The 20,121-nt window shown below is 71.8% G+C and carries 18 protein-coding genes and 1 tRNA gene; 11 read left to right on the top strand and 8 right to left on the bottom strand.

Features of this window, described 5'->3' with window-relative positions; translation table 11 throughout:
• Positions 1–47: 47 nt before the first annotated feature.
• The 3 genes from ACFYOY_RS42580 to ACFYOY_RS42570 form a co-directional block, all read right to left on the bottom strand.
• The gene (locus ACFYOY_RS42580; protein ID WP_351902363.1) at positions 48–638 is read right to left on the bottom strand and encodes a hypothetical protein; all 591 of its coding nucleotides are present in this window, start codon (positions 636–638) and stop codon (positions 48–50) included.
• Positions 639–765: 127 nt separating this feature from the next.
• Positions 766–1,764 (bottom strand): MurR/RpiR family transcriptional regulator, encoded by a 999-nt coding sequence (locus ACFYOY_RS42575; RefSeq protein WP_351902366.1) that lies wholly within the window; start codon positions 1,762–1,764, stop codon positions 766–768.
• Between the two features lie 31 nt (positions 1,765–1,795).
• The gene (locus ACFYOY_RS42570) at positions 1,796–3,322 is read right to left on the bottom strand and encodes an aromatic amino acid ammonia-lyase (protein WP_388593149.1); all 1,527 of its coding nucleotides are present in this window, start codon (positions 3,320–3,322) and stop codon (positions 1,796–1,798) included.
• A 160-nt stretch (positions 3,323–3,482) separates the two neighbouring features.
• On the opposite strand from ACFYOY_RS42570, the gene ACFYOY_RS42565 reads away from it, so the two are divergent.
• From ACFYOY_RS42565 to ACFYOY_RS42545, 5 genes are read left to right on the top strand one after another with little or no spacing between them, the layout of a single operon-like run.
• Positions 3,483–4,682 (top strand): ABC transporter ATP-binding protein, encoded by a 1,200-nt coding sequence (locus ACFYOY_RS42565; protein ID WP_351902372.1) that lies wholly within the window; start codon positions 3,483–3,485, stop codon positions 4,680–4,682.
• Entirely contained in the window at positions 4,679–5,320 is a 642-nt protein-coding gene (locus tag ACFYOY_RS42560) for an ABC transporter permease (RefSeq protein WP_093462376.1), read from the top strand. Before ACFYOY_RS42565 ends, ACFYOY_RS42560 begins: the two co-directional genes overlap by 4 nt.
• Before the next feature lies 1 nt (position 5,321).
• The gene (locus tag ACFYOY_RS42555) at positions 5,322–5,999 is read left to right on the top strand and encodes an ABC transporter permease (RefSeq protein WP_059145155.1); all 678 of its coding nucleotides are present in this window, start codon (positions 5,322–5,324) and stop codon (positions 5,997–5,999) included.
• Positions 6,000–6,036: 37 nt separating this feature from the next.
• Positions 6,037–6,975 (top strand): ABC transporter substrate-binding protein, encoded by a 939-nt coding sequence (locus ACFYOY_RS42550; protein WP_351902376.1) that lies wholly within the window; start codon positions 6,037–6,039, stop codon positions 6,973–6,975.
• A gap of 16 nt (positions 6,976–6,991) precedes the next feature.
• Entirely contained in the window at positions 6,992–8,449 is a 1,458-nt protein-coding gene (locus ACFYOY_RS42545) for a cytosine permease (protein WP_351902379.1), read from the top strand.
• A gap of 32 nt (positions 8,450–8,481) precedes the next feature.
• On the opposite strand, the gene ACFYOY_RS42540 is transcribed toward ACFYOY_RS42545, so the two are convergent.
• Complete coding sequence (locus ACFYOY_RS42540) at positions 8,482–9,861, bottom strand: acyl-CoA synthetase (RefSeq protein ID WP_351902382.1); 1,380 nt, start codon at positions 9,859–9,861, stop codon at positions 8,482–8,484.
• 119 nt (positions 9,862–9,980) lie between these two features.
• On the opposite strand from ACFYOY_RS42540, the gene ACFYOY_RS42535 reads away from it, so the two are divergent.
• Positions 9,981–10,418, top strand: coding sequence for a hypothetical protein (locus ACFYOY_RS42535; RefSeq protein WP_351902385.1), 438 nt, complete (start codon positions 9,981–9,983; stop codon positions 10,416–10,418).
• 361 nt (positions 10,419–10,779) lie between these two features.
• On the opposite strand, the gene ACFYOY_RS42530 is transcribed toward ACFYOY_RS42535, so the two are convergent.
• Positions 10,780–12,165 (bottom strand): cystathionine beta-synthase, encoded by a 1,386-nt coding sequence (locus ACFYOY_RS42530; protein ID WP_351902388.1) that lies wholly within the window; start codon positions 12,163–12,165, stop codon positions 10,780–10,782.
• Between the two features lie 198 nt (positions 12,166–12,363).
• Here ACFYOY_RS42530 and ACFYOY_RS42525 point away from each other — a divergent pair, with 198 nt between their 5' ends.
• From ACFYOY_RS42525 to ACFYOY_RS42515, 3 genes are all read left to right on the top strand, one after another.
• Entirely contained in the window at positions 12,364–13,395 is a 1,032-nt protein-coding gene (locus ACFYOY_RS42525; RefSeq protein WP_351902391.1) for an SGNH/GDSL hydrolase family protein, read from the top strand.
• 979 nt (positions 13,396–14,374) lie between these two features.
• Positions 14,375–15,595, top strand: coding sequence for an acetyl-CoA C-acetyltransferase (locus tag ACFYOY_RS42520; RefSeq protein ID WP_208520903.1), 1,221 nt, complete (start codon positions 14,375–14,377; stop codon positions 15,593–15,595).
• Positions 15,596–15,849: 254 nt separating this feature from the next.
• Positions 15,850–16,770 (top strand): hypothetical protein, encoded by a 921-nt coding sequence (locus ACFYOY_RS42515; RefSeq protein ID WP_351902394.1) that lies wholly within the window; start codon positions 15,850–15,852, stop codon positions 16,768–16,770.
• Positions 16,771–16,886: 116 nt separating this feature from the next.
• Here ACFYOY_RS42515 and ACFYOY_RS42510 read toward each other — a convergent pair whose 3' ends face one another.
• Positions 16,887–17,228, bottom strand: a complete 342-nt coding sequence (locus ACFYOY_RS42510; protein ID WP_351902397.1) for a hypothetical protein — start codon at positions 17,226–17,228, stop codon at positions 16,887–16,889.
• A 120-nt stretch (positions 17,229–17,348) separates the two neighbouring features.
• Here ACFYOY_RS42510 and ACFYOY_RS42505 point away from each other — a divergent pair, with 120 nt between their 5' ends.
• Positions 17,349–17,579, top strand: a complete 231-nt coding sequence (locus ACFYOY_RS42505) for a DUF4287 domain-containing protein (RefSeq protein WP_014061257.1) — start codon at positions 17,349–17,351, stop codon at positions 17,577–17,579.
• Between the two features lie 158 nt (positions 17,580–17,737).
• On the opposite strand, the gene ACFYOY_RS42500 is transcribed toward ACFYOY_RS42505, so the two are convergent.
• Positions 17,738–18,616 carry a Bax inhibitor-1/YccA family protein gene (locus tag ACFYOY_RS42500; RefSeq protein WP_351902400.1) on the bottom strand — a complete coding sequence of 293 codons (879 nt, stop codon included), beginning with the start codon at positions 18,614–18,616 and terminating at the stop codon, positions 17,738–17,740.
• A gap of 185 nt (positions 18,617–18,801) precedes the next feature.
• Positions 18,802–18,884, bottom strand: a tRNA-Leu gene (locus ACFYOY_RS42495).
• A gap of 403 nt (positions 18,885–19,287) precedes the next feature.
• Here ACFYOY_RS42495 and ACFYOY_RS42490 point away from each other — a divergent pair.
• On the top strand, positions 19,288–20,070 hold the full coding sequence (locus ACFYOY_RS42490) for an ABC transporter ATP-binding protein (protein WP_351902403.1): 783 nt from the start codon (positions 19,288–19,290) through the stop codon (positions 20,068–20,070).
• Positions 20,071–20,121 lie beyond the last annotated feature (51 nt).

Below are 20,121 nucleotides of genomic sequence, written 5' to 3'. Positions count from 1 at the left end.
TCTGATCGGGGCAGGCGTGCCCCTCGAAAGCCCCGCGGGGCGACCCCTCAGCGCGTGGCCGTCGCCACGGTCCGCGAGGAGCGGCGCGCGCCGCCCGGGCCCGCGTCGCCGGCCACGATGCCCGTCGTCTGGTAGGCGTCCACCGTCTTGCCCGCGGGCCGGCCGCCGGAGACCCGCTCGGTGCGTACCCACAGCAGCACATCGTTGGCGCGCTCCCAGCGGCCCAGCCACAGCGCCTTGGCCCACAGCCCGGCGCCGAGCCCCGCCATCAGCATCCCGCCCGCCGCCGGAACGGCGAAGGACGAGCCCATCGCGGCGAGGAAGGCCAACAGCAGCCACCACCGCAGGGCGCGTCGGCGCGTCCGTACGGTCACCGCGCGATCCTGGAGGAAGACCGACTTGCTCGCGCGCGAGGCACCGCGCGCCAACTCCAGGTACCGCTTCCTACGCGCCGTGAACACCACGACCGCCGCGATCAGGAAGAGCGCCGCCCCCGCGAGCACTCCGATCCGGCGCCCGGTCAGCCCCGGCACCAGCACTCCGATTCCCGCGGCCAGCACACCGGGCCACCACAGCCACCCCGCAGGGGCCCTCACGACCACCGCCACCCGTGCCAGCGCATATGCCCCGCGCCCCACGACCGACCTCCTCACCCTGGCGAATCCCTGATGAAATCCCTGTCGAATCGAGGAATCTAGCCAGGATGCCTGAGAATTGGGTGAGAGGGGCGGGGGTTGACACACAGAGCGGCCCGGAAGCCCGGGCTCACTCCACGAACAGTCCCCGCTCCGCCGCCTTCGCGTCGAACTCCTCCAGCCGCGCCTGCGCATCCGGCAGCGCGTCGCACATCGCCTCCAGCAGCACCCGCCCCAGCAGCATCGGCGCACACGCGGTGTCGAAGGCCAGGCCCGTGCCGACCGCCGCGGGCAGCAGCAGATCGCTGTGGCGGGCGACCGGGGCGAAGGCGCTGTCGGCGACGGCGACCACGGTCAGGCCCGCCTCCTGCGCGTACTCCAGACCCTCCACGACCTCCCGTGGATGCCGCGGCAGCGCGAAGCACAGCAGCGCCGTCGCGCCCGCGCGCTTCGCCGCGTCGACGCGGTCGGCGAGCATCGTGCCGCCCTCGTCGAGCAGCCGGACGTCCGGATGGACCTTGCGCGCGAAGTAGACGAAGCCGCGCGCTTGCGCGGAGGCAGCGCGCAGCCCGAGGACCGGCAGCGGGCGGGACTCGGCGAGCAGCCGGCCGGCGCGGACGACCGGGGCGGGGTCGGCCAGCAGCGCCGCGAGATGGCGCAGATTGTCGATCTCGGACTGCACGGCCTGCTGGTACTCGTTGTACGACCCCTCGTCCGCCTCCGGCTCGGCGGGGGCGACATCGCGCAGATGTTTGCGCAGCGCCGGATAGCCGTCGAAGCCGAGGGCGACCGCGAAGCGGGTCACGGACGGCTGGCTGACGCCCGCGAGTTCGGCCAGCTCGACGCTGGAGAGGAACGGAGCGTCCGCGGCCCGCCGCACCATGCAGTGGGCGATCCGCCGCTGGGTCGGGGTCAGCCGGTGGCCTTCGAAGAGCGCCTGCAGCCGAGCGGCGGTCGAGACACCGGAAGCGGCCGAGGCGACCGAACCCGTCGTCGCGGCCGAGCCACCCGCACCGCCCGGGCCGCCCGCGCCCACCGACACCCCCGGCGACGCCACCGCGACGTCCTCGCCCGCCGGCGCCATCCGGGCACCGCTCACCCCGTCGCTCACCCCATGGTCCGTACTCATCGCGTCCTCCCGAACCTCGTACCCTCGTCCCTCATACCCCCGCCAGCCGGTCGAGCAGGCGCGCGGCCACCGCCACATCCTCCGTCAACGGCCGGTCCTCCATGCGGGGATCGAGCACTTCCGACGCCATGGCGAAGGCGACACCGGCCGGGAGCTCCGGGTCCGGTTCCAGACCGCGCTGGCGCAACGCCCTTACGGCCGCGACCAGTTCGCAACCCAGCACCAGCCGGTAGTGGTCGGCGACCCGCAGCGTCTGGCGGGCGCCGAGCGAGGCGAAGCTGGCCTGTTCCTCGACACCGCGGGAGAGCACGGCATGGCCCAGCGAGGCGGGGTGGGAGACCGCGCGCATCTCGCCGAGGGCCGCCCCCGCCGCGTATTCGAGGATCATCACGCCCGAGCTGGCGGGCGCGGCGTCGCCGAGGAAGGGGCGCAGCCGGGTGAAGTCGGGTTCGCTGAGCGCGGCGAGCCGGGCCGTGGAGAGCCGGGCGGTCTGCAGCGCGGCGAGCCGGAAGGCGTCCAGGGCGAGGGCGGCGTGCGCGGCGTAGAAGTTGCCGTGGTGGTAGGCGGCCTCGTCGGCGGAGCTGATCAGCGGGTTCTCGGTGGCCGCGTTGAAGTCGACGGTCAGCACCCGCTCCAGCGCCTCCGCGGCGTCCAGCGCCGGTCCGTGGATCTGCGGCAGACAGCGGAAGCCGTACGGGTCCTGGATGCGCCCGAGCGGCGGGGTGGGCCGGGCCGGGGCGCCGAGCAGGGCGCGCATCCGGGCGGCGGCCGCGACGGAGCCGGGGTGCGGCCGGGCGGCGTGCACGGGTTCGGCGTACGCCTCGTACGACCCGCCGACCGCGATCAGCGAGAGCGCGGCCACCGAGAGCGAGGCGGACAGCAGCCGCCGCAGCTCGGCGAGGGCGAGCGCGGACTGGCCGAGGGTGAGGGCGTTGCTGCTGATGAGCGCGAGGGCGTCGTTGCTGTCCAGCACGATCGGGTCGGGGGCGCGGCGCCCCGGGGCGGCCTCGGTGAGGTCCCAGGGGTGCTCGCCGACGAGCGCGAGACCGGTCTGGGCGAGCGCGGCGAGGTCCCCGGTGCCGACCGCGCCGTATTCGTTGATCACCGGGTGGGCGCCGCTGTCGAGCCCCTCGACGAGCGCGGTGACGACGGCGGGGCGCAGCCCGGCGCCGCCCGCCAGCAGCTGATTGGCGCGGACGGTCATCATGGCGCGCACCTCGCGCCCGGGCAGCGGTGCGCCGATCGCGCCCGCGTGGCTGCGCAGCAGCCGCAGCCCGTGGTCGGAGTCGGCCGGGCCGACGTCCTCGGTACGGTTGGCGCCCACGCCGGTGCTCCGGCCGTAGACGCGGCCGGTGGCGGCCAGCCGGTCCGCGGTCTCCCAGGCGCGCTCGGCCAGCGCGAGCGCGGTCGGGTCGGGCGCCGCGGGCCGGCTGATGCGGTCGGCCAAGCGGGCGATATCGACGACGCGTAGGCTCCGGCCGTCCAGTGTGATCCGCTGAGCTGTGCCGCCTGCGCCCTCGGCCGCCGCGGCATCAGCATCCAGCATGTGAGACAACATCCAGGGCAACTCCTCTCAAAATGCCCATTCCGGGCCAGCCGCCAGGCACTTCGTCCACATCGCGAGCAGAAGTAACCGGTGATTAACGCAGACCTCTTGACTTCTATTCACTCGACTATGACTGTGCATGACTATATGCAGACAGGGCAAGGGGAAGCGGATGATCAGCTTCAAGGACGTCAGTAAGCACTACCCGAACGGCACCACGGCCGTGGACCGGCTCAGCCTCGAACTCCCGGAAGGGGGCATCACGGTTCTTGTCGGCTCGTCCGGCTGCGGCAAGACCACCACCCTCCGCATGGTCAACCGCATGGTCGAGCCGAGCAGCGGCACGGTGAGCGTGGCCGGGCGTGATGTCCTCGCGGCGGACGCCGCCGAGCTGCGGCGCGGGATCGGCTATGTGATCCAGCAGGCGGGGCTCTTCCCGCACCGTACGATCCTCGACAACATCGCCACCGTCCCGCTGCTGCTGGGCTGGGGCCGCCGCAAGGCGCGGGCCCGCGCCGCCGAGCTGCTGGAGCTGGTCGGGCTGCCCGGCGACTCCGGCAAGCGCTATCCGCACCAGCTATCGGGCGGTCAGCAGCAGCGCGTCGGGGTCGCCCGCGCGCTGGCCGCCGATCCGCCGGTGCTGCTGATGGACGAGCCGTTCGGCGCGGTCGACCCGGTCGTACGGACCCAGCTCCAGAACGAGCTGCTGCGGCTGCAGAGCGAGCTGCGCAAGACGGTCGTCTTCGTCACCCACGACATCGACGAGGCGGTACGGCTCGGCGACCGCATCGCGATCTTCCGCACCGGCGGGCATCTCGTCCAGTGCGCACCCCCCGCCGAGCTGCTGGCGAGCCCCGCCGACGACTTCGTGGCGGGCTTCCTGGGCGCCGAGCGCGGGCTGAAGCTGCTCTCCCTGTCCACCCTCGCGGACCTGCCGCAGGAGCCCGTCCCCGCCGATGGGGACCGCTGGCGGCTGGTCACCTCCGAGCGCGGTGAGCCGCTGGGCTGGCGCGACGCCGAGGGGCCGGACGGCGACCGGGCCCCGCTGCTGCCGGTGCGGGCGCTGCGGGACGGCGATTCGCTGCTCACCGCCCTGGACGAGTCGCTGGCCTCCCCCGCCGGCCTGGTGGCCCGCGTGGACGCCGACGGCGTCCTCACCGGGGTCACCGGGCGTGAGCGGATACATGAGTTCGCGGGGCGCCGCCACGCGGAGGCGGGCCGCGCGGCCGCCCTCAAGAACGCCGCGGAAGCCGCCGGGGCCGCTGAGACCGCCGAAGCCCCCGAAGCCGCCAAGACCCGTGGCGAGACCGACGCCGAGAACGCCCAGGGCTCCGACGACACCCCGGCCTCCGACCCGAGCGTGACCGCATGACCGTCGACTGGGGCTGGTTCCCCGATCACCAAAGCGACCTGGTCACGCTCACCCTCGACCACCTCTCCACCGCCGTCCCCGCCGTCCTCTTCGGTCTGCTGATCGCGCTGCCCCTGGCCGTGATCGCCCACCGGGTGCGGGCCCTGCGCGGACTCCTCCTCGGGCTCTCGAACATCCTGTTCACGATCCCGTCCATCGCGATCTTCGTCCTGCTGCTGCCGGTCACCGGCCTCACCCGCACCACCGCCATCACCGGCCTGACCATCTACACCCTGGTCGTGCTGCTCCGGAACACCGTCGAGGGGCTCGACAGCGTCCCCACCAAGGTCCGCGAGGCGTCCACCGCGATGGGCGCCCGTCCGCTGCGCACCCTGCTCACCGTCGAGCTGCCGCTCGCCTTCCCGGTGATCATGGCGGGCGTACGGGTCGCCACGGTGATGGCGATATCCCTGGTCAGCGTGGCCAGCTACATCGGGTACGGCGGTCTCGGCCAGCTGTTCACCGACGGCTTCCAGCGCAACTACCCCACCCCCGTCGTGGCCGGGGTCCTTCTGTCCCTGCTGCTCGCGCTGGTCGCGGACGCCGTGCTGGTCACCATCCAGTGGCTGTGCACCCCGTGGCTGAGGAGGCGTGCCTGACATGATCGAACTGCTGAAGGACCTCCTCCGCTGGCTGACCAGCGGCTCCCAGTGGTCCGGGACCGACGGCATCGCGACCCGCCTCCTGGAACACCTCCAGTACTCCCTGCTGGCCACCCTGGTCGCCGCCGCCATCGCCCTTCCGGTCGGGCTGCTCATCGGGCACACCGGACGCGGCGCGTTCCTCGCCATCAACCTCTCCGGCTTCGGGCGGGCGCTGCCCACCGTCGGCCTGGTCACCCTGGTCTTCCTGGCCAGCGGGCTGAGCATGTGGCCGGTGTACATCTCGCTGGTCGCCCTCGCGGTCCCGGTGATCGTCACCAATACGTACGCGGGCATGGCCGCCGTCGACCCCGAGGTCCGGGACGCGGCGCGGGGCCAGGGCATGCGCTGGTACCAGGTGCTCTTCCAGGTCGAACTGCCCCTCGCGCTCCCGCTGATCATGACCGGGCTGCGGCTGGCCTGCGTCCAGGTCGTCGCCACCGCCACCATCGCCGCGTACGTCAGCTTCGGCGGGCTCGGCCGCTACGTCTTCGACGGGCTCGCCCAGCGCGATCTGGTGCAGGTGCTGGGCGGGGCGGTGCTGGTCGCCGTGCTGGCCATCGCCCTGGACCTGGCGCTGGCCGGAGTGCAACGCCTGCTGTTCCGCAACCGTCCCCCGCGCGCCCACGCGCACTGACGTCACCGACTCACTCCGGATCCGAGGAGAGCACCCCATGAACCGCAGGAAACTGCTCGGCGGCCTGCTCGCCGGCGCCTCCGTGCCCGCGCTGGCCGCCTGTAGCGGCGGCGTCACTTCACTGAAGGGCGATGGCGGCAGCGGTGGCTCGGGCGGCGGCAGCAGCCTGGGCGGCCTGGTCATCGGCACCGCCAACTTCACCGAGAACCAGCTGCTGGGCTATCTCTACGCCGAGGCGCTGAAGGGCGCGGGCATCAAGACGAGCGTGCGGCCCAACCTCGGCTCCCGCGAGATCGTCATTCCCGCCCTCCAGCAGGGCGATATCGATCTGCTCCCCGAGTACCAGGGCAATCTGCTGCTCCACTTCGACGACAAGGCCCCCCAGACCGAGGCCGGCGACCTGCAGAACGCCCTCACCGTCGCCCTTCCCAGCGGCCTGGAGGCCCTGTCGTACGCGGCCGCCGAGGACAAGGACGTCTTCTGCGTCACCCATGAGGTCGCGCAGAAGTACGGTCTGCGCAGCTTCGCCGACCTGGCCAAGCAGAACGGCAAGCTGGTCTTCGGCGGCCCGGCCGAGGACAAGAAGCGCGTGGTCGGCCTGGTGGGCCTCAAGGACCGCTACGGCGTGACCTTCAAGGAGTTCAAGGCCCTCGACGCCTCCGGCCCCCTGGTCAAGGGCGCGTTGAAGAAGGGCGATGTCGACGTCGCCAACCTCTTCTCCACCGATCCCGACATCGAGGCCAACGACTGGGTGATCCTCGCCGACCCCAAGGCCCTCATCCCCGCCCAGCACATCGTGCCCGTCGTCCGCTCCGCCAAGGCCGACGCCAAGGTCCGCAAGGCCCTGGCCCGCCTGGGCGGCGCCCTCACCACCCAGGAACTGGCCCGTCTCAACAAGCTGGTGAGCAACGACAAGAAGGACCCGGACCGGGTCGCCGCCGACTGGGCCGCCAAGAACGGCCTCACCAAGAAATAGCGGCAGGAGCACCCCTATGCCCGATTCCCTCGACTCCCGCGACACCCTCGACTCTCTCGTCGAGAAGCGCTCGATCGACGTCGTCCCGGACGCGGAGCGCCATGGCACCGCCTTCAGCCAGTTCACCCTGTGGCTCGGCGCGAACCTCCAGATCACCGCCGTCGTCACCGGCGCGCTGGCCGTCGTCTTCGGCGCGGGCGCCTTCTGGTCGATCATCGCCCTGCTGCTCGGCAACCTGCTCGGTGGAGCCGTCATGGCGCTCCACTCGGCCCAGGGACCCCGGCTCGGCCTCCCCCAGATGATCTCCTCCCGGGCCCAGTTCGGGGTCCGGGGCGCGATCGTCCCGCTGCTGCTGGTCATCGTCATGTACGTGGGCTTCTTCGCCAGCGGCAGCGTGCTGGCGGGCCAGGCGGTCGGCGAACTCACCCATCTCGGCGACACCACCGGGATCATCCTCTTCGCCCTCATCACCGGCGTGGCGGCCGCCGTGGGCTACCGCCTGATCCACACCCTGGGCCGGATCGCGGGCGTCGTCTGCGCCCTGGCCTTCGTCTACCTGGGCATCCGGCTGCTGGACCGCACCGACCTGGCCACCCTGCTCCACGACCGGACCTTCGACTTCCCGCTCTTCCTCCTCGCGGTGTCGCTGTCCGCCTCCTGGCAACTCGCCTTCGGCCCGTACGTCGCCGACTACTCCCGCTACCTGCCGCGCACCACCTCCGCCAAGGCCACCTTCTCCTGGACCCTGGCCGGCACCGTCCTCGGCTCGCAGTGGTCCATGACCTTCGGCGCCCTCGCGGCCGCCGCGGCCGGTCACGCCTTCGTCGGCAACGAGGTCTCCTACATCGTCGGCCTCGGCGGCGGCGCGGCCGTGATCACCTCACTGCTCTACTTCGTCATCGCCCTCGGCAAGCTGACGATCAACGTCCTGAACACCTACGGCGGCTTCATGTCGATGGTGACCAGCATCAGCGGCTTCCGCGGCAACGCCACCCTCTCCCCGCGCGGCCGGGCCGCCTACATCGCCGGGATCATGGTCGCGGGCACAGCGGTCGCGCTGCTCGGCAAGGACAGCTTCCTGTCCTCCTTCAAGGACTTCCTGCTGTTCCTGCTGACCTTCTTCACCCCGTGGAGCGCGATCAACCTCGTCGACTACTACGCCATCGCCAAGGAGCGCTACGACATCCCCGCCCTCAGCGACCCGGGCGGCCGCTACGGCGCCTGGCGCTGGAAGGCCCTGTCCACCTACGCCGTGGGCGTCCTGGCCCAACTCCCCTTCCTGTCAACGGCCTTCTACACCGGCCCCTTCGTCGCCCCGCTGGGCGGCGCGGACATCTCCTGGCTCGTCGGCCTCGCCATCCCCGCCGCCCTCTACTGGCTCCTGGCCCACCGCGACACCGCCCACGTCCCCGACCACATGATCCTCGCCCCGGAGCCGTCACCCGACCGCCCGTACGCCACCGAACCCGGGTGACGGCAGGGCCCCCGGACAACGGCGGGGCCGGATCAGGCCGGGGGCAGGAGCTTCTTCTGGGGCTTGCCCATGGCGTTGCGCGGCAGGGCCTCCAGGAAGCGGACCTTGCGGGGCCGCTTGTGGACGGAGAGCTGGGTGGCGACGAAGTCGATCAGCTCCTGTTCCCCGATGCCGTCGGCAACGACATAGGCGACGATCTCCTGGCCCAGATCCTCGTGCGGGGCGCCGACGACGGCGGCCTCGCGGACGGCGGGGTGGTCGAGGAGGGCGTTCTCGACCTCGCCCGCGCCGATGCGGTAGCCACCGGACTTGATCATGTCGGTGGAGGCTCGGCCCACGATGCGGTGGAAGCCGTCCGGGTCGAGCGCGGCGATGTCGCCCGTGCGGAACCAGCCGTCCTCGGTGTACGAACCGGCCGTGGCCTCGGGCCGGTTCAGATAGCCGTCGAAGAGGGTGGGGCCGGTGAGCTGGAGTTCGCCGATCTCAGCGCCCTCCTCGGCGGCGATCCGGGTGCGGATGCCCGCCAGCGGGGTGCCGACATAGCCGGGGCGGCGCTCACCGTCGGCCCGGGTGGAGAGGGTGATGAGGCTCTCGGTCATGCCGTAGCGCTCGATGGGGCGCTGGCCGGTGAGCCGCTCGAGGTCGCGGAAGACCGGGGCGGGCAGCGGGGCGCTGCCGGAGACCAGCAGCCGGGCGGAGGCCAGGGCGCGGGCGGAGTCCGGGTCCTGGACGATCCGGTTCCAGACCGTCGGCACCCCGAAGTAGAGGCTGCCGCCCGCCGCCGCGTACGCCGCCGGGGTCGGCTTGCCGGTGTGAACGAGGCGGCTGCCCGTCCGGAGCGCGCCCAGGACGCCCAGCACCAGGCCGTGCACATGGAACAGCGGCAGCCCGTGGACCAGGGTGTCCTCCGCGGTCCAGGCCCACGCCGCGGCGAGCCCGTCCAGGTCGGCGGCCACCGCCCGCCGCGAGATCAGCGCGCCCTTGGGCGCCCCCGTGGTCCCCGAGGTGTAGAGGATGAACGCCGTGGACTCCGCGTCCGGCTCCGGCTTCGTCCACTCCGCCCGCTCGGCCGGGTCCACCGGGACGGTCTCGATCGGGGCCGCTATGGCCTCCCCGGTGAGCAGCAGGGTGGCGCCCGAGTCCCGCAGTATGTGGTCACGTTCGGCCGGGCCGGAGTCCGGCGGTACGGGCACCACCGGCACCCCGGCCAGCAGCGCGCCGACCACCGCGACCACCGTCTCCGGGGTCGCGGTCGCCCGGACCGCGACGACCGGCGCACCGGCGATACGGGCCGCCACCGCGCCCGCGGCACCGAGCAGTTCCTCGCGCGAGAGGGAGCGGCCGCCGACGCTCAGCGCGTCGGGGCGGTCGCCGCCGGGCGCGGCGAGGGACGTGAGGAGAGGTGCGGTCACGGAACTGACTCCTTCCACAGCGGGCCGGGGGTACCAGGGGTGTACCTCTTCGCGCCCGCGCGTCTTTCGGGGGCTAGCCCTACCGACAAAGCGTCCCCGCGACCGTACCGTCATTAAGCATGGACGCCCGTGACCCGGATCTGAAAAAAGAACTCGACGCGGCCCTGCAGACCCGTAAGGAGCTGGGTGCGGAGTACGAGTCGGAACTGGTCGACTCCTTCATGGAGAAAGTCGAGCAGCGCTTCAACGATACGGCGGACCGGCATGTCCGCCGCCAGCTCGCCGAACAGCAGATGGCCGCGGCCCGCGGTACCCGCCCGTACGCCACCGGCACGCATCCGGACCAGCCCCACGGAATGGGCGTCGGCGAGCGCTTCGCCTTCGTCGGGATCTCCCTGGTGCTGGCGATCCCGCTGTCGGCGATCGGCGTGGTGAACGAGGGCCTGCCCGGCCTGCTGATCACCTGGGCCGGGATCTTCGGGGTCAATGCGGTCCACGCGGCGGGCGGCTTCTCCTGGCTGCGCCGGGAGCGGAGCCAGGAGGAGAGCCGGGAGTAGGTTCCGCGAACGCCGAACCTCCAAAAAAGACTGCGCGGGGACCGCCGCACCCCGGTGCTGGGCACCGAGGGCGGGACGACGGCGGTCCCCGCGGGGGACGCGGGCCGGGTCAGGGCCGGACTTCCGCGTCCAGGCGACTGTGGAGGTCCGGGAGCCGCTCCGGAGGTCCTGTCGCCTCATCCTGGGTGTCGGTGTCGTCCTTCCGACGCCCACTAATCTGCCGGAGCTGTGTTAACCCTGTGCTGCGGGCGCGTGACACGTACGTACCACTTCCCCGAAGCCCTGGCCGGCCTCCCTCGAAGGGCAGTTGGGCCCCGTTCGGGTCCCGTTCGAGCCCCCTGATGAGCCCCCTGATGTGCGCTTACTTGACGCCGCTGGCCAGGTACGCCAGCAGGTCCTGCCGGCTCACCACGCCCTTCGGCTTCCCCTCCACCAGCACGATCGCCGCGTCCGCCGTGCCCAGCACCGCCATCAGGTCCTCGACCGGCTCGCCGGAGCCGACGTGCGGCAGCGGCGGGCTCATGTGCTTCTCCAGCGGGTCGGTCAGCTCCGCGCGGCGGGCGAACAGGGCGTCCAGCAGCTCGCGTTCCACCACCGAACCGATGACCTCGGCGGCCATCACATCCGGGTGCCCGGCGCCCGGCTTGACGATCGGCATCTGCGAGACGCCGTACTCCCGCAGCACGTCGATGGCCTCGCCCACCGTCTCGTCCGGGTGCATATGGACCAGCGAGGGCAGTCCGCCCTGCTTGCCCTGGAGGACGTCGCCGACGCGCACCGAGGGGCCGTCCTCCTCCAGGAAGCCGTAGTCGGCCATCCACTCATCGTTGAAGATCTTGGACAGATAGCCACGGCCGCTGTCGGGCAGCAGCACGACCACCACATCGTCCGGGCCGAGCCGCTCGGCGACCTTCAGCGCGGCCACGACCGCCATTCCGCAGGAGCCGCCGACCAGCAGCCCCTCCTCCTTGGCCAGCCGCCGCGTCATCTGGAAGGCGTCCTTGTCGGAGACCGCGACGATCTCGTCCGCGACGGTCTGGTCGTAGGCGGTCGGCCAGAAGTCCTCACCGACGCCCTCGATCAGATACGGGCGGCCGGAGCCGCCGGAGTAGACCGAGCCCTCGGGGTCGGCGCCGACCACCTGGACCCGGCCCTCGCTGGCCTCCTTCAGATAGCGGCCGGTGCCGGAGATCGTGCCGCCGGTGCCGACGCCCGCGACGAAGTGGGTGATCTTCCCCTCGGTCTGCTCCCACAGCTCGGGGCCGGTGGACTCGTAGTGGGAGAGCGGATTGTTCGGGTTGCTGTACTGGTCGGGCTTCCAGGCACCCGGCGTCTCGCGGACCAGCCGGTCGGAGACGTTGTAGTACGAGTCGGGGTGCTCGGGGTCCACGGCCGTGGGGCAGACCACCACCTCGGCGCCATAGGCCCGCAGCACGTTGATCTTGTCCGTGGACACCTTGTCCGGGCAGACGAAGATGCACTTGTAGCCCTTGCGCTGGGCGACCATCGCGAGGCCCACGCCCGTGTTGCCGGACGTCGGCTCGACGATGGTGCCGCCCGGCTTGAGCTCACCGGAGCGCTCGGCCGCCTCGATCATCCGGACCGCGATCCGGTCCTTCACGGAGCCGCCGGGATTGAAGTATTCGACCTTGGCCAGGACGGTTGCCCGGATGCCCTCGGTCACGGTGTTGAGCTTCACCAGCGGGGTGTTGCCGACCAGCTCAATCATCGATTCGTAGTACTGCACACCTGCTCCTGGTCCGGTTCCGCGGGATCTCCGCGTCGGGGCGGCCGCCATCGCGGCGCCGTGCTGTCAGCTTATTGCGCGCCCCCGCCCTGCGACCCAGTGCGTTGGGAGGAAGGCTGTGCGGGGCAACAAGTTGTTAGCGAGGCGTACAAAGGAGAAAGAAGCGCGTGCGCGTGCGGACGGAGGTGGGCTGGACCCATGTCGATGTCGAGGGCGAGGGTGGCGCGGCGGATCGCGGCCGCGGCGGCGTACGGGGGCGGCGGGATCGGGCTGCTGGGCGGGGTGACCGCCGTGCTGTTGCTCACTGAGGTGTCCCATGCGAAGCGGGTCGTGGGCGGATCGGACGATCCTCCGCCGCGCGCCGACGGCCGATATGGCTTCGCCTTCGCCCGCAGGACCGGCCAGCCCCCACTCCGGCTGGCCTTTCTCGGCGACTCCACGGCCGCCGGGCAGGGCGTCCACCGCCCTAGTCAGACACCGGGCGCGCTGCTCGCCTCGGGGCTCGCGGCGGTCGCCGAGCGCCCGGTGGACCTGCGGAACGTGGCGCTGCCGGGGGCGCAGTCCAGCGATCTGGAGCGCCAGGTCACGCTGGTGCTGGAGGATGCGGAGCTGCTCCCCGACGTGTGCGTGATCATGATCGGCGCCAATGACGTCACCCGCCGGATGCCGCCCGCCAAGTCGGTGCGGCTGCTCTCGGACGCGGTGCGCAGACTGCGCGAGAGCGGCTGCGAGGTGGTGGTGGGCACCTGTCCCGACCTCGGCACGATCGAGCCCGTCTATCAGCCGCTGCGCTGGGTCGCGCGGCGGCTGAGCCGACAGCTGGCCGCCGCGCAGACGATCGGGGTGGTGGAGCAGGGCGGGCGTACGGTCTCGCTGGGCGATCTGCTCGGCCCCGAGTTCGCCGCCAATCCGCGCGAGCTGTTCGGCCCGGACAACTTCCACCCCTCGGCGGAGGGGTACGCGACGGCCTCGATGGCCGTTCTGCCGACCCTGTGCGACTCGCTGGGCCTGTGGCCCGAGGAGGCGCCGGAGACGCTCGACGAAGGCATCCTGCCGGTCGCCAAGGCGGCGGCCGAGGCGGCCGCCGAGGGTGGCACCGAGGTCACCGCGGCTCGCGGGCCCTGGGCCCGGTTGCTGCGGCGCCATCGGCCCGCGACGAAGGAGCCGGCGAGCGTGTCCGGCTCCACCGACACCTCGTCCCCGAGCTCCCCGCCCCCTTCGGGCTCCTGACCCCGGCCGGGGCCCGGCCCGCCTGGGGCCACAGCCCCCAGCCCACCCGGGCCTGCGGCCCAGCCCACCCGGGCCTGCGGGCCCCGGGCCGGGGCCGAGGGCCGGGCTGCCACGCCGTCGCCGGACTCCGGCTGCCCCTTGGGCGCGGGCTGATCCGCCCGGCCGGGCGCGGGTTTCGTCTCGCGCCTGCGGCGCAATTGAGCAGCGGCGGCGGAGGTGCCCGGCCAAGCCCTCGCCGCCGACCACCGGGCCGGAAGAAGCGAGGGCCGGTGGCGGCCCCCGCCACCAGGGGCAAGGCCGACACCGGACAGCAAGCGGGGCCGCGCCACGCCCGCACCGCCGGACCGGTAGCGGCTCCGGTGGCCGCGCCCCGGCCGCCATGCCCCTTGGGCGCGGGCTGATCCGCCCGGCCGGGCGCGGGTTTCGTCTCGCGCCTGCGGCGCAATTGAGCAGCGGCGGCGGAGGTGCCCGGCCAAGCCCTCGCCGCCGACCACCGGGCCGGAAGAAGCGAGGGCCGGTGGCGGCCCCCGCCGCCAGGGGCGAGACCGACACCGGACAGCAAGCGGGGCCGCGCCACGCCCGCGCCACCGGCCGCCGGGGCGGTGGCGGCTTCCGTGGGCCGGGGGCAAGGCCGATGCCGGGGCAGGGGGGTGGGGGTACCCCTCTGGAAATCGCTTGATGAATTAGTTGCACCAGATCAAGTACTGGCCGCCGGGGGCGCCGGGCCCGGAAGCGCCCGCTCGTCCGGGCAGCGGGCGCCCGCCCCGCGTTCGGGGCCCCGGCGGCGGCGCCCGGGCGCGTATCGGCGGCCGGGTAGGGCGCGAGGGAAGGGCGCCGCGGGCGGGGCGAACCCGGGGTCGCTGAGCGTACGCTTGGAAAAAAGAGTCCCGCGTCACAGCCCGCACCCCGTGACCCTGCCGATACGTACGGGTAACTTCCCTCAGAGTCCAGCCCGCACCCCCGCCCCCATGGAGCCGTGATGCCCGAAGCAGTGATCGTCTCTGCAGCCCGTTCTCCCATCGGCCGCGCCTTCAAGGGATCGCTCAAAGATCTGCGCCCGGACGACCTCACCGCCGAGATCATCCAGGCCGCGCTCGCCAAGGTCCCCGAGCTCGATCCGCGCGAGATCGACGACCTGATGCTCGGCTGCGGAGCGCCCGGCGGTGAGCAGGGGCACAACCTGGGGCGGGTCGTGGCCGTGCAGATGGGGATGGACCACCTCCCCGGCTGCACGATCACCCGCTACTGCTCCTCCTCCCTCCAGACCTCGCGGATGGCGATGCACGCCATCAAGGCGGGCGAGGGCGACGTCTTCATCTCGGCGGGCGTCGAGATGGTCTCGCGGGCCAAGAAGGGCACCTCGGACGGGCTGCCGGACACCCACAACCCGCTGTTCGCGGACGCCGAGGCCCGTACGGCCACGCGCGCCGAGCAGGGCGGCGAGGGCTGGCACGACCCGCGCGAGGACGGCCTGCTCCCCGACGTGTACATCGCCATGGGCCAGACGGCCGAGAACCTGGCCCGGCTCAAGGGAGTCACCCGCGAGGACATGGACGAGTTCGGCGTCCGGTCCCAGAACCTCGCCGAGGAAGCCATCAAGAAGGGCTTCTGGGAGCGTGAGATCACCCCGGTGACCACCCCGGACGGCACGGTCGTCAGCCAGGACGACGGCCCCCGCGCGGGTACCACCCTGGAGGCCGTGCAGGGCCTGAAGCCGGTCTTCCGCCCCGACGGCCGGATCACCGCGGGCAACTGCTGTCCGCTCAACGACGGCGCCGCGGCGCTGGTGATCATGTCCGACACCAAGGCGCGGGAGCTGGGCGTGACCCCGCTGGCCCGGATCGTGTCGACCGGCGTCTCCGGCCTCTCCCCCGAGATCATGGGGTACGGACCCGTCGAGGCGTCCAAGCAGGCGCTGGCCCGCGCCGGGATGTCGATCGGCGACATCGACCTGGTGGAGATCAACGAGGCGTTCGCCGCGCAGGTCATCCCGTCCTACCGCGACCTGGGCATCGACCTGGACCGGCTCAATGTCAACGGCGGCGCGATCGCCGTGGGCCACCCCTTCGGCATGACCGGCGCCCGGATCACCGGCACGCTGATCAATTCGCTGCAGTTCCACGACAAGCAGTTCGGCCTGGAGACCATGTGCGTCGGCGGCGGCCAGGGTATGGCGATGGTCATCGAGCGCCTGAGCTGAGCCGGGCGGCCGAGCCCGGCCGAGCCGCCCCGCGTCTGAGACACTGGTTTCGATCGAGCCGTGACCGAATCTCCCCCAGGATGTGACAAAGGTCCTGGGGGAGAGGCGTCTGCCCAGCTCAGCACCGGTGACCAAAGACTCTCCCGGTACCGAATTCTGCCCATTTGGTGATGGTATGCACTGAGGTCGAGAGGCGATAAGCCTCAAGCTGAGGTAGGAATTCGGGGGATCAACAGCCAACCGGGAGTACGTCAGTGAGCCCCACGACTCTTGCCCTCCTCCTGGCCGCGGTGACCGCCACGGCCGTAGGGGCGGCCGCCCTGCACACCGCGCGCGGTATGCGCCGGCAGCTCTGTGAGCTGCGCGCCGAACTCGCGGCCACCGTCGCCGCAGGCGCCCAGGCGGGCAGAGGCGGCGAGGAGAACGGTGTGACGGTGCCCGCACCCCGCGCCACCCCGGCCGCCGAGATACGCGCGGCCGTGGCCGAGGCGCTCGCCGAGGAGCGGGAGCGCGAGCTGGCCGAGGCGCGGGCATTCTGGGCCGCCCAGGAGGCCAGGGACTCCGCCGGAACGGCCGACGCCCACTCGCTGCTGGGCGGGCCGGGCGGGTACGGCGAGGACTCCGTCCAGGACGCGCAGCTCTTCGTGCCCCGCCAGGCCGATCTGGCCGGGCTCGAACCGCTGCTCGGCCTGGACGCGCTGGGCCCCGAGGCGCTGGACTCCGCCGGGGACCAGGAGCCCGAGGTCGAGGCCGAGGTGGAGCTGGAGCTGAGCGTCGAGCCGGAGCCGGCGGCCGAGCCCCGGGAGTCGGCCGAGCTCGCGGCGGCCCGCCGGCGCCATCCGTCCCACCCCGACTTCTCCCCGTCGTCACCCGTGGCCGACCACGACCGCACGGTGACCCGGATCACCGAGCTGGCCGACGCCCGCACCCCGCTGTCCGATGTGCGCCCCGGGCCCCTCGGCACCCTCGATGTCTACGTCTTCGCCGACGGCACCACGATCTGCATGACCCCGGGCCACCGGGAGACGGCCGAGCGGCTGGCGGACGCGCTGCGCGAGGGCACCACCCCGGTGCTGCTCGGCGGCTCGGGCGTCTCCGGTGCGTATGCGCTCACGTTCGGTTGCGGCGAGGACAATGTGTACGTCCTGGCCGACCGCGTCATCGCCTCGCTGTAGGCCCCGGCGCACCCGCGCGGTAAGCCCCGGTACGTACTCGCGGTAAGCCCCCACAGGAATCAGTAAGAACAAACCGGCCAGAACGGGGAAGCCGCCCGGCCCCGGAACCGGCGCCCTCAGACCCCGCAGCGCCCGGCCGTCTCCACCACGAGCGCCACCGCCTCGGTGACCCCCTGCGCCGTCCGGCCGCCCCCGGCGCCCCCCGGCGCACGCTCCAGCGCGTGCACCAAGTCATGTCCGGCCACCGCGACCTGGTCGGCGACCACGAACAGCCCCGCGTCCGGCATGATCCGCGGCGGGGTTCCCGGCTCCTCCAGACGCTGTGCGCGCGCCGACAATTCCCTGGCCAGCGCCAGCCCTTCGGCCGCCGCGCCCGCGCGCAGCCGGGACTGCGGAAGGGCCCGCAGCCGGTCGGCGAGCCGGTCGACGGCGGTCAGGAGGGGGGTCGTATCATCCACGCTCCGAGCGTATGCGCCACTGAGGGACTGTTGCCAACGGGCGAACACTCAGGCACGGTGAGCTGAAGGAAACCCGGGCCATGGACCCGGGGGCCGGCATGGAAGCGTCCGGAGGCGCCGATGTCCCAAATCTTCTCCGACGAGACTCACCGGAACCTACTCTCCCGCATCCCACAGTGCACGGGCCGTGAAGTTGCCGACTGGCTGCGCACGGTCGACGATGGCCCCGCTTTCTTCCGCTTCGAGGAGAAGGTCAGCTGGTTGCGCGGCGAGCACCAGCTCGCTTACGGCCACGCGAAGGCCATCATCCATGAACACGACTTGAGGCGTGCGGCACGCAAGCTGCTGTAGCCGCTGCCCGGAGGCAGAAGCGTGTATGACAGACCCACCGAACCGGGCGGCTTAAGCCGCACAGGAAGAAGGGCCCGCGGAGGTCATCGCCTCCGCGGGCCCTTTCAGGTGTTGCGGGTCCGAGCCGGTGGTGCGGATGAGGCCCGCACCACCGGGCGCTAGTCCCTGAAGATCGAGATCAGCCGGAGCAGCTCCAGGTAGATCCACACCAGCGAGAGCGTCAGCCCGAAGGCCGCCAGCCAGGACTCCTCGCGCGGAGCGCCGTACCGGACGCCGTCCTCGATCTGCTTGAAGTCCATCGCCAGGAACGCCGCGCCGAGCACGACACCGACGAGGCCGAAGACGATGCCGAGGCCACCGCTGCGGAAGCCGAGGCCGTCCCCGCCGCCGATGGCGGCGAACAGCAGGTTGACCGCCATCAGCAGCACGAAGCCGATGGCGGCGGCGAGCACAAAGCGCTGGAATCGCGCGTTCACCCGGATGAGACGGGTCTTGTACGCGACGAGCACACCGACGAACACGGCCATCGTGCCGAGCACGGCCTGCATCGGGATGCCGGACCAGCGCTCGTTGTACACCTGGCTGATGACGCCGAGGAAGAGGCCCTCGAAGAGGGCGTAACCCATGATCAGCGCAGGCGAGGCCGTGCGCTTGAACGCCTGGACGAGGCCGAGCACCATCGCCACGAGCGCGGCGCCGAAGCCCACGCCCACCGGAAGCTGCGCGATCCACGCGGCCGCGGCGGCGACGATGACGGTGCCGAGCGTCATACCGGTGCGCATGACGACGTCGTCCATCGTCATCCGGCCGGTCTGCAGCGGGCCCGCCGGCGGCGCGCCGTACATCTGCTGCAGCTGCTCGGGGGTCAGATTCTGCTGGTCGCCCGCCGCATAGGGGTTCGTGGGCGCCTGTGTCTGCGCGTACGGATTGCCCTGACCGGCGACGGGGCTCCCGGCCTGCGGCGCCGCGCCGAAACCGGCGTAGCCGCCGCTGCGGCTGAACCCCCGTCGCGAGAAGACCGGGTTGCTGCTCCTCATCTCACTCCTCCATGGCCGCCGGGCGCGACCTTGACTTAAGAGTAATAGGTAAGCAAAGAAAGCACCCTAGTGCCCAAGGAGGATCTTTTCACGCAGGGAGAGACCGCGCGAGGCCCCTGCGGGCCCCGCGCACGCACATTGGGCGACCATCCACACACGCTGAGTGCGCCCACCGGATCTGAAGGTGCCCGGAACCGGACTTGAACCGGTACGCCCGCGAGGGGCAGCGAGGTTTAAGCTCGCCGTGTCTGCATTCCACCATCCGGGCGGCGGTTCCCCCTGGGCCGTACGGAGCGCATACGGCCCTCCCCTGGAAGAGAGCAGCACGAGCCTATCCGGGGACATGCCCCCGCACAGTGAATCCGCGGACCGAGGTTGTCTTATTTTATTGGCAACTGAGGGTGCATCAGCAGCGGGGCGGGGTACCCGAAGATGCCGACGGCCATTGGACCTGCCGATATGCCCTGAACCCCCATTAACTGGGGATTGACGCAATCTCGACGCCCCGCCCGGGGTGTCTTCTCCTCCTCAAGGAGGACTCCGCCACCACCACCTACATCGCGAGACCCCCCGCAGAACCGGAGCACGGGCTGATCCCGTCCCCCTTCACAACCGGAACCATGGAGTGACGTCCCGCCCACTCCCGCAGAGCACGACAGGAGTCATCCACCGTGACCACCACCCCCTTCGGCGTCGAAACCGCCCACCGCACCTCAGCGGCGGCCGCCCGGGCCACCGATCTCTCCAAGGTCTACGGCGAGGGCGAGACCCAGGTCATCGCCCTGGACTCGGTCTCGGTCGAGTTCCGCCAGGCGGAGTTCACCGCCATCATGGGCCCCTCGGGCTCCGGCAAGTCGACGCTGATGCACTGCATGGCGGGCCTCGACACGATCTCCAGCGGCTCGGCCCGGATCGGCGACGTCGAACTGACCACGCTCAAGGACAAGAAGCTCACCCAGCTGCGCCGCGACAAGATCGGCTTCATCTTCCAGGCGTTCAACCTGCTGCCGACGCTGAACGCGTTGGAGAACATCACCCTCCCGATGGACATCGCCGGTCGCAAGGCCGACTCCGCGTGGCTGGACCAGGTCGTGGCCACGGTCGGCCTGGCCGGGCGGCTCAAGCACCGGCCCAACCAGCTGTCGGGTGGTCAGCAGCAGCGCGTGGCGGTGGCCCGCGCCCTGGCCGGCCAGCCGGAGATCATCTTCGCCGACGAGCCGACCGGAAACCTGGACTCCCGCTCCGGCGCCGAGGTCCTGGGCTTCCTCCGCAACTCGGTGCGGGAGATGGGCCAGACGATCGTGATGGTGACCCACGACCCGGTCGCCGCGTCCTACGCCGACCGCGTGGTCTTCCTCGCCGACGGCAGGATCGTGGACGACCTGCGCAACCCCACCGCCGACTCGGTCCTCGACCGTATGAAGCGGTTCGACGCCAAGGGCCGTACGAGCTGACGCGAGGCGCGTCCATATCTGCTTTTGCTCGGTTCGCCTCGCACTCCCCTC

It is taken from the genome of Streptomyces sp. NPDC007875, assembly GCF_042868035.1.
Lineage (GTDB): Bacteria > Actinomycetota > Actinomycetes > Streptomycetales > Streptomycetaceae > Streptomyces > Streptomyces antimycoticus.
This window is presented reverse-complemented; position numbering and strand designations above follow the sequence as displayed.

Coding starts and splice junctions, on each gene's coding strand:
- ACFYOY_RS42555 (WP_059145155.1), top strand. CDS start 5,322: ATGATCGAACTGCTGAAGGACCTCCTCCGCTGGCTGACCAGCGGCTCC.
- ACFYOY_RS42505 (WP_014061257.1), top strand. CDS start 17,349: ATGTCCCAAATCTTCTCCGACGAGACTCACCGGAACCTACTCTCCCGC.
- ACFYOY_RS42525 (WP_351902391.1), top strand. CDS start 12,364: ATGTCGATGTCGAGGGCGAGGGTGGCGCGGCGGATCGCGGCCGCGGCG.
- ACFYOY_RS42535 (WP_351902385.1), top strand. CDS start 9,981: ATGGACGCCCGTGACCCGGATCTGAAAAAAGAACTCGACGCGGCCCTG.
- ACFYOY_RS42550 (WP_351902376.1), top strand. CDS start 6,037: ATGAACCGCAGGAAACTGCTCGGCGGCCTGCTCGCCGGCGCCTCCGTG.
- ACFYOY_RS42575 (WP_351902366.1), bottom strand. CDS start 1,764: ATGAGTACGGACCATGGGGTGAGCGACGGGGTGAGCGGTGCCCGGATG.
- ACFYOY_RS42565 (WP_351902372.1), top strand. CDS start 3,483: ATGATCAGCTTCAAGGACGTCAGTAAGCACTACCCGAACGGCACCACG.
- ACFYOY_RS42560 (WP_093462376.1), top strand. CDS start 4,679: ATGACCGTCGACTGGGGCTGGTTCCCCGATCACCAAAGCGACCTGGTC.
- ACFYOY_RS42545 (WP_351902379.1), top strand. CDS start 6,992: ATGCCCGATTCCCTCGACTCCCGCGACACCCTCGACTCTCTCGTCGAG.
- ACFYOY_RS42500 (WP_351902400.1), bottom strand. CDS start 18,616: ATGAGGAGCAGCAACCCGGTCTTCTCGCGACGGGGGTTCAGCCGCAGC.
- ACFYOY_RS42520 (WP_208520903.1), top strand. CDS start 14,375: ATGCCCGAAGCAGTGATCGTCTCTGCAGCCCGTTCTCCCATCGGCCGC.
- ACFYOY_RS42570 (WP_388593149.1), bottom strand. CDS start 3,322: ATGTTGTCTCACATGCTGGATGCTGATGCCGCGGCGGCCGAGGGCGCA.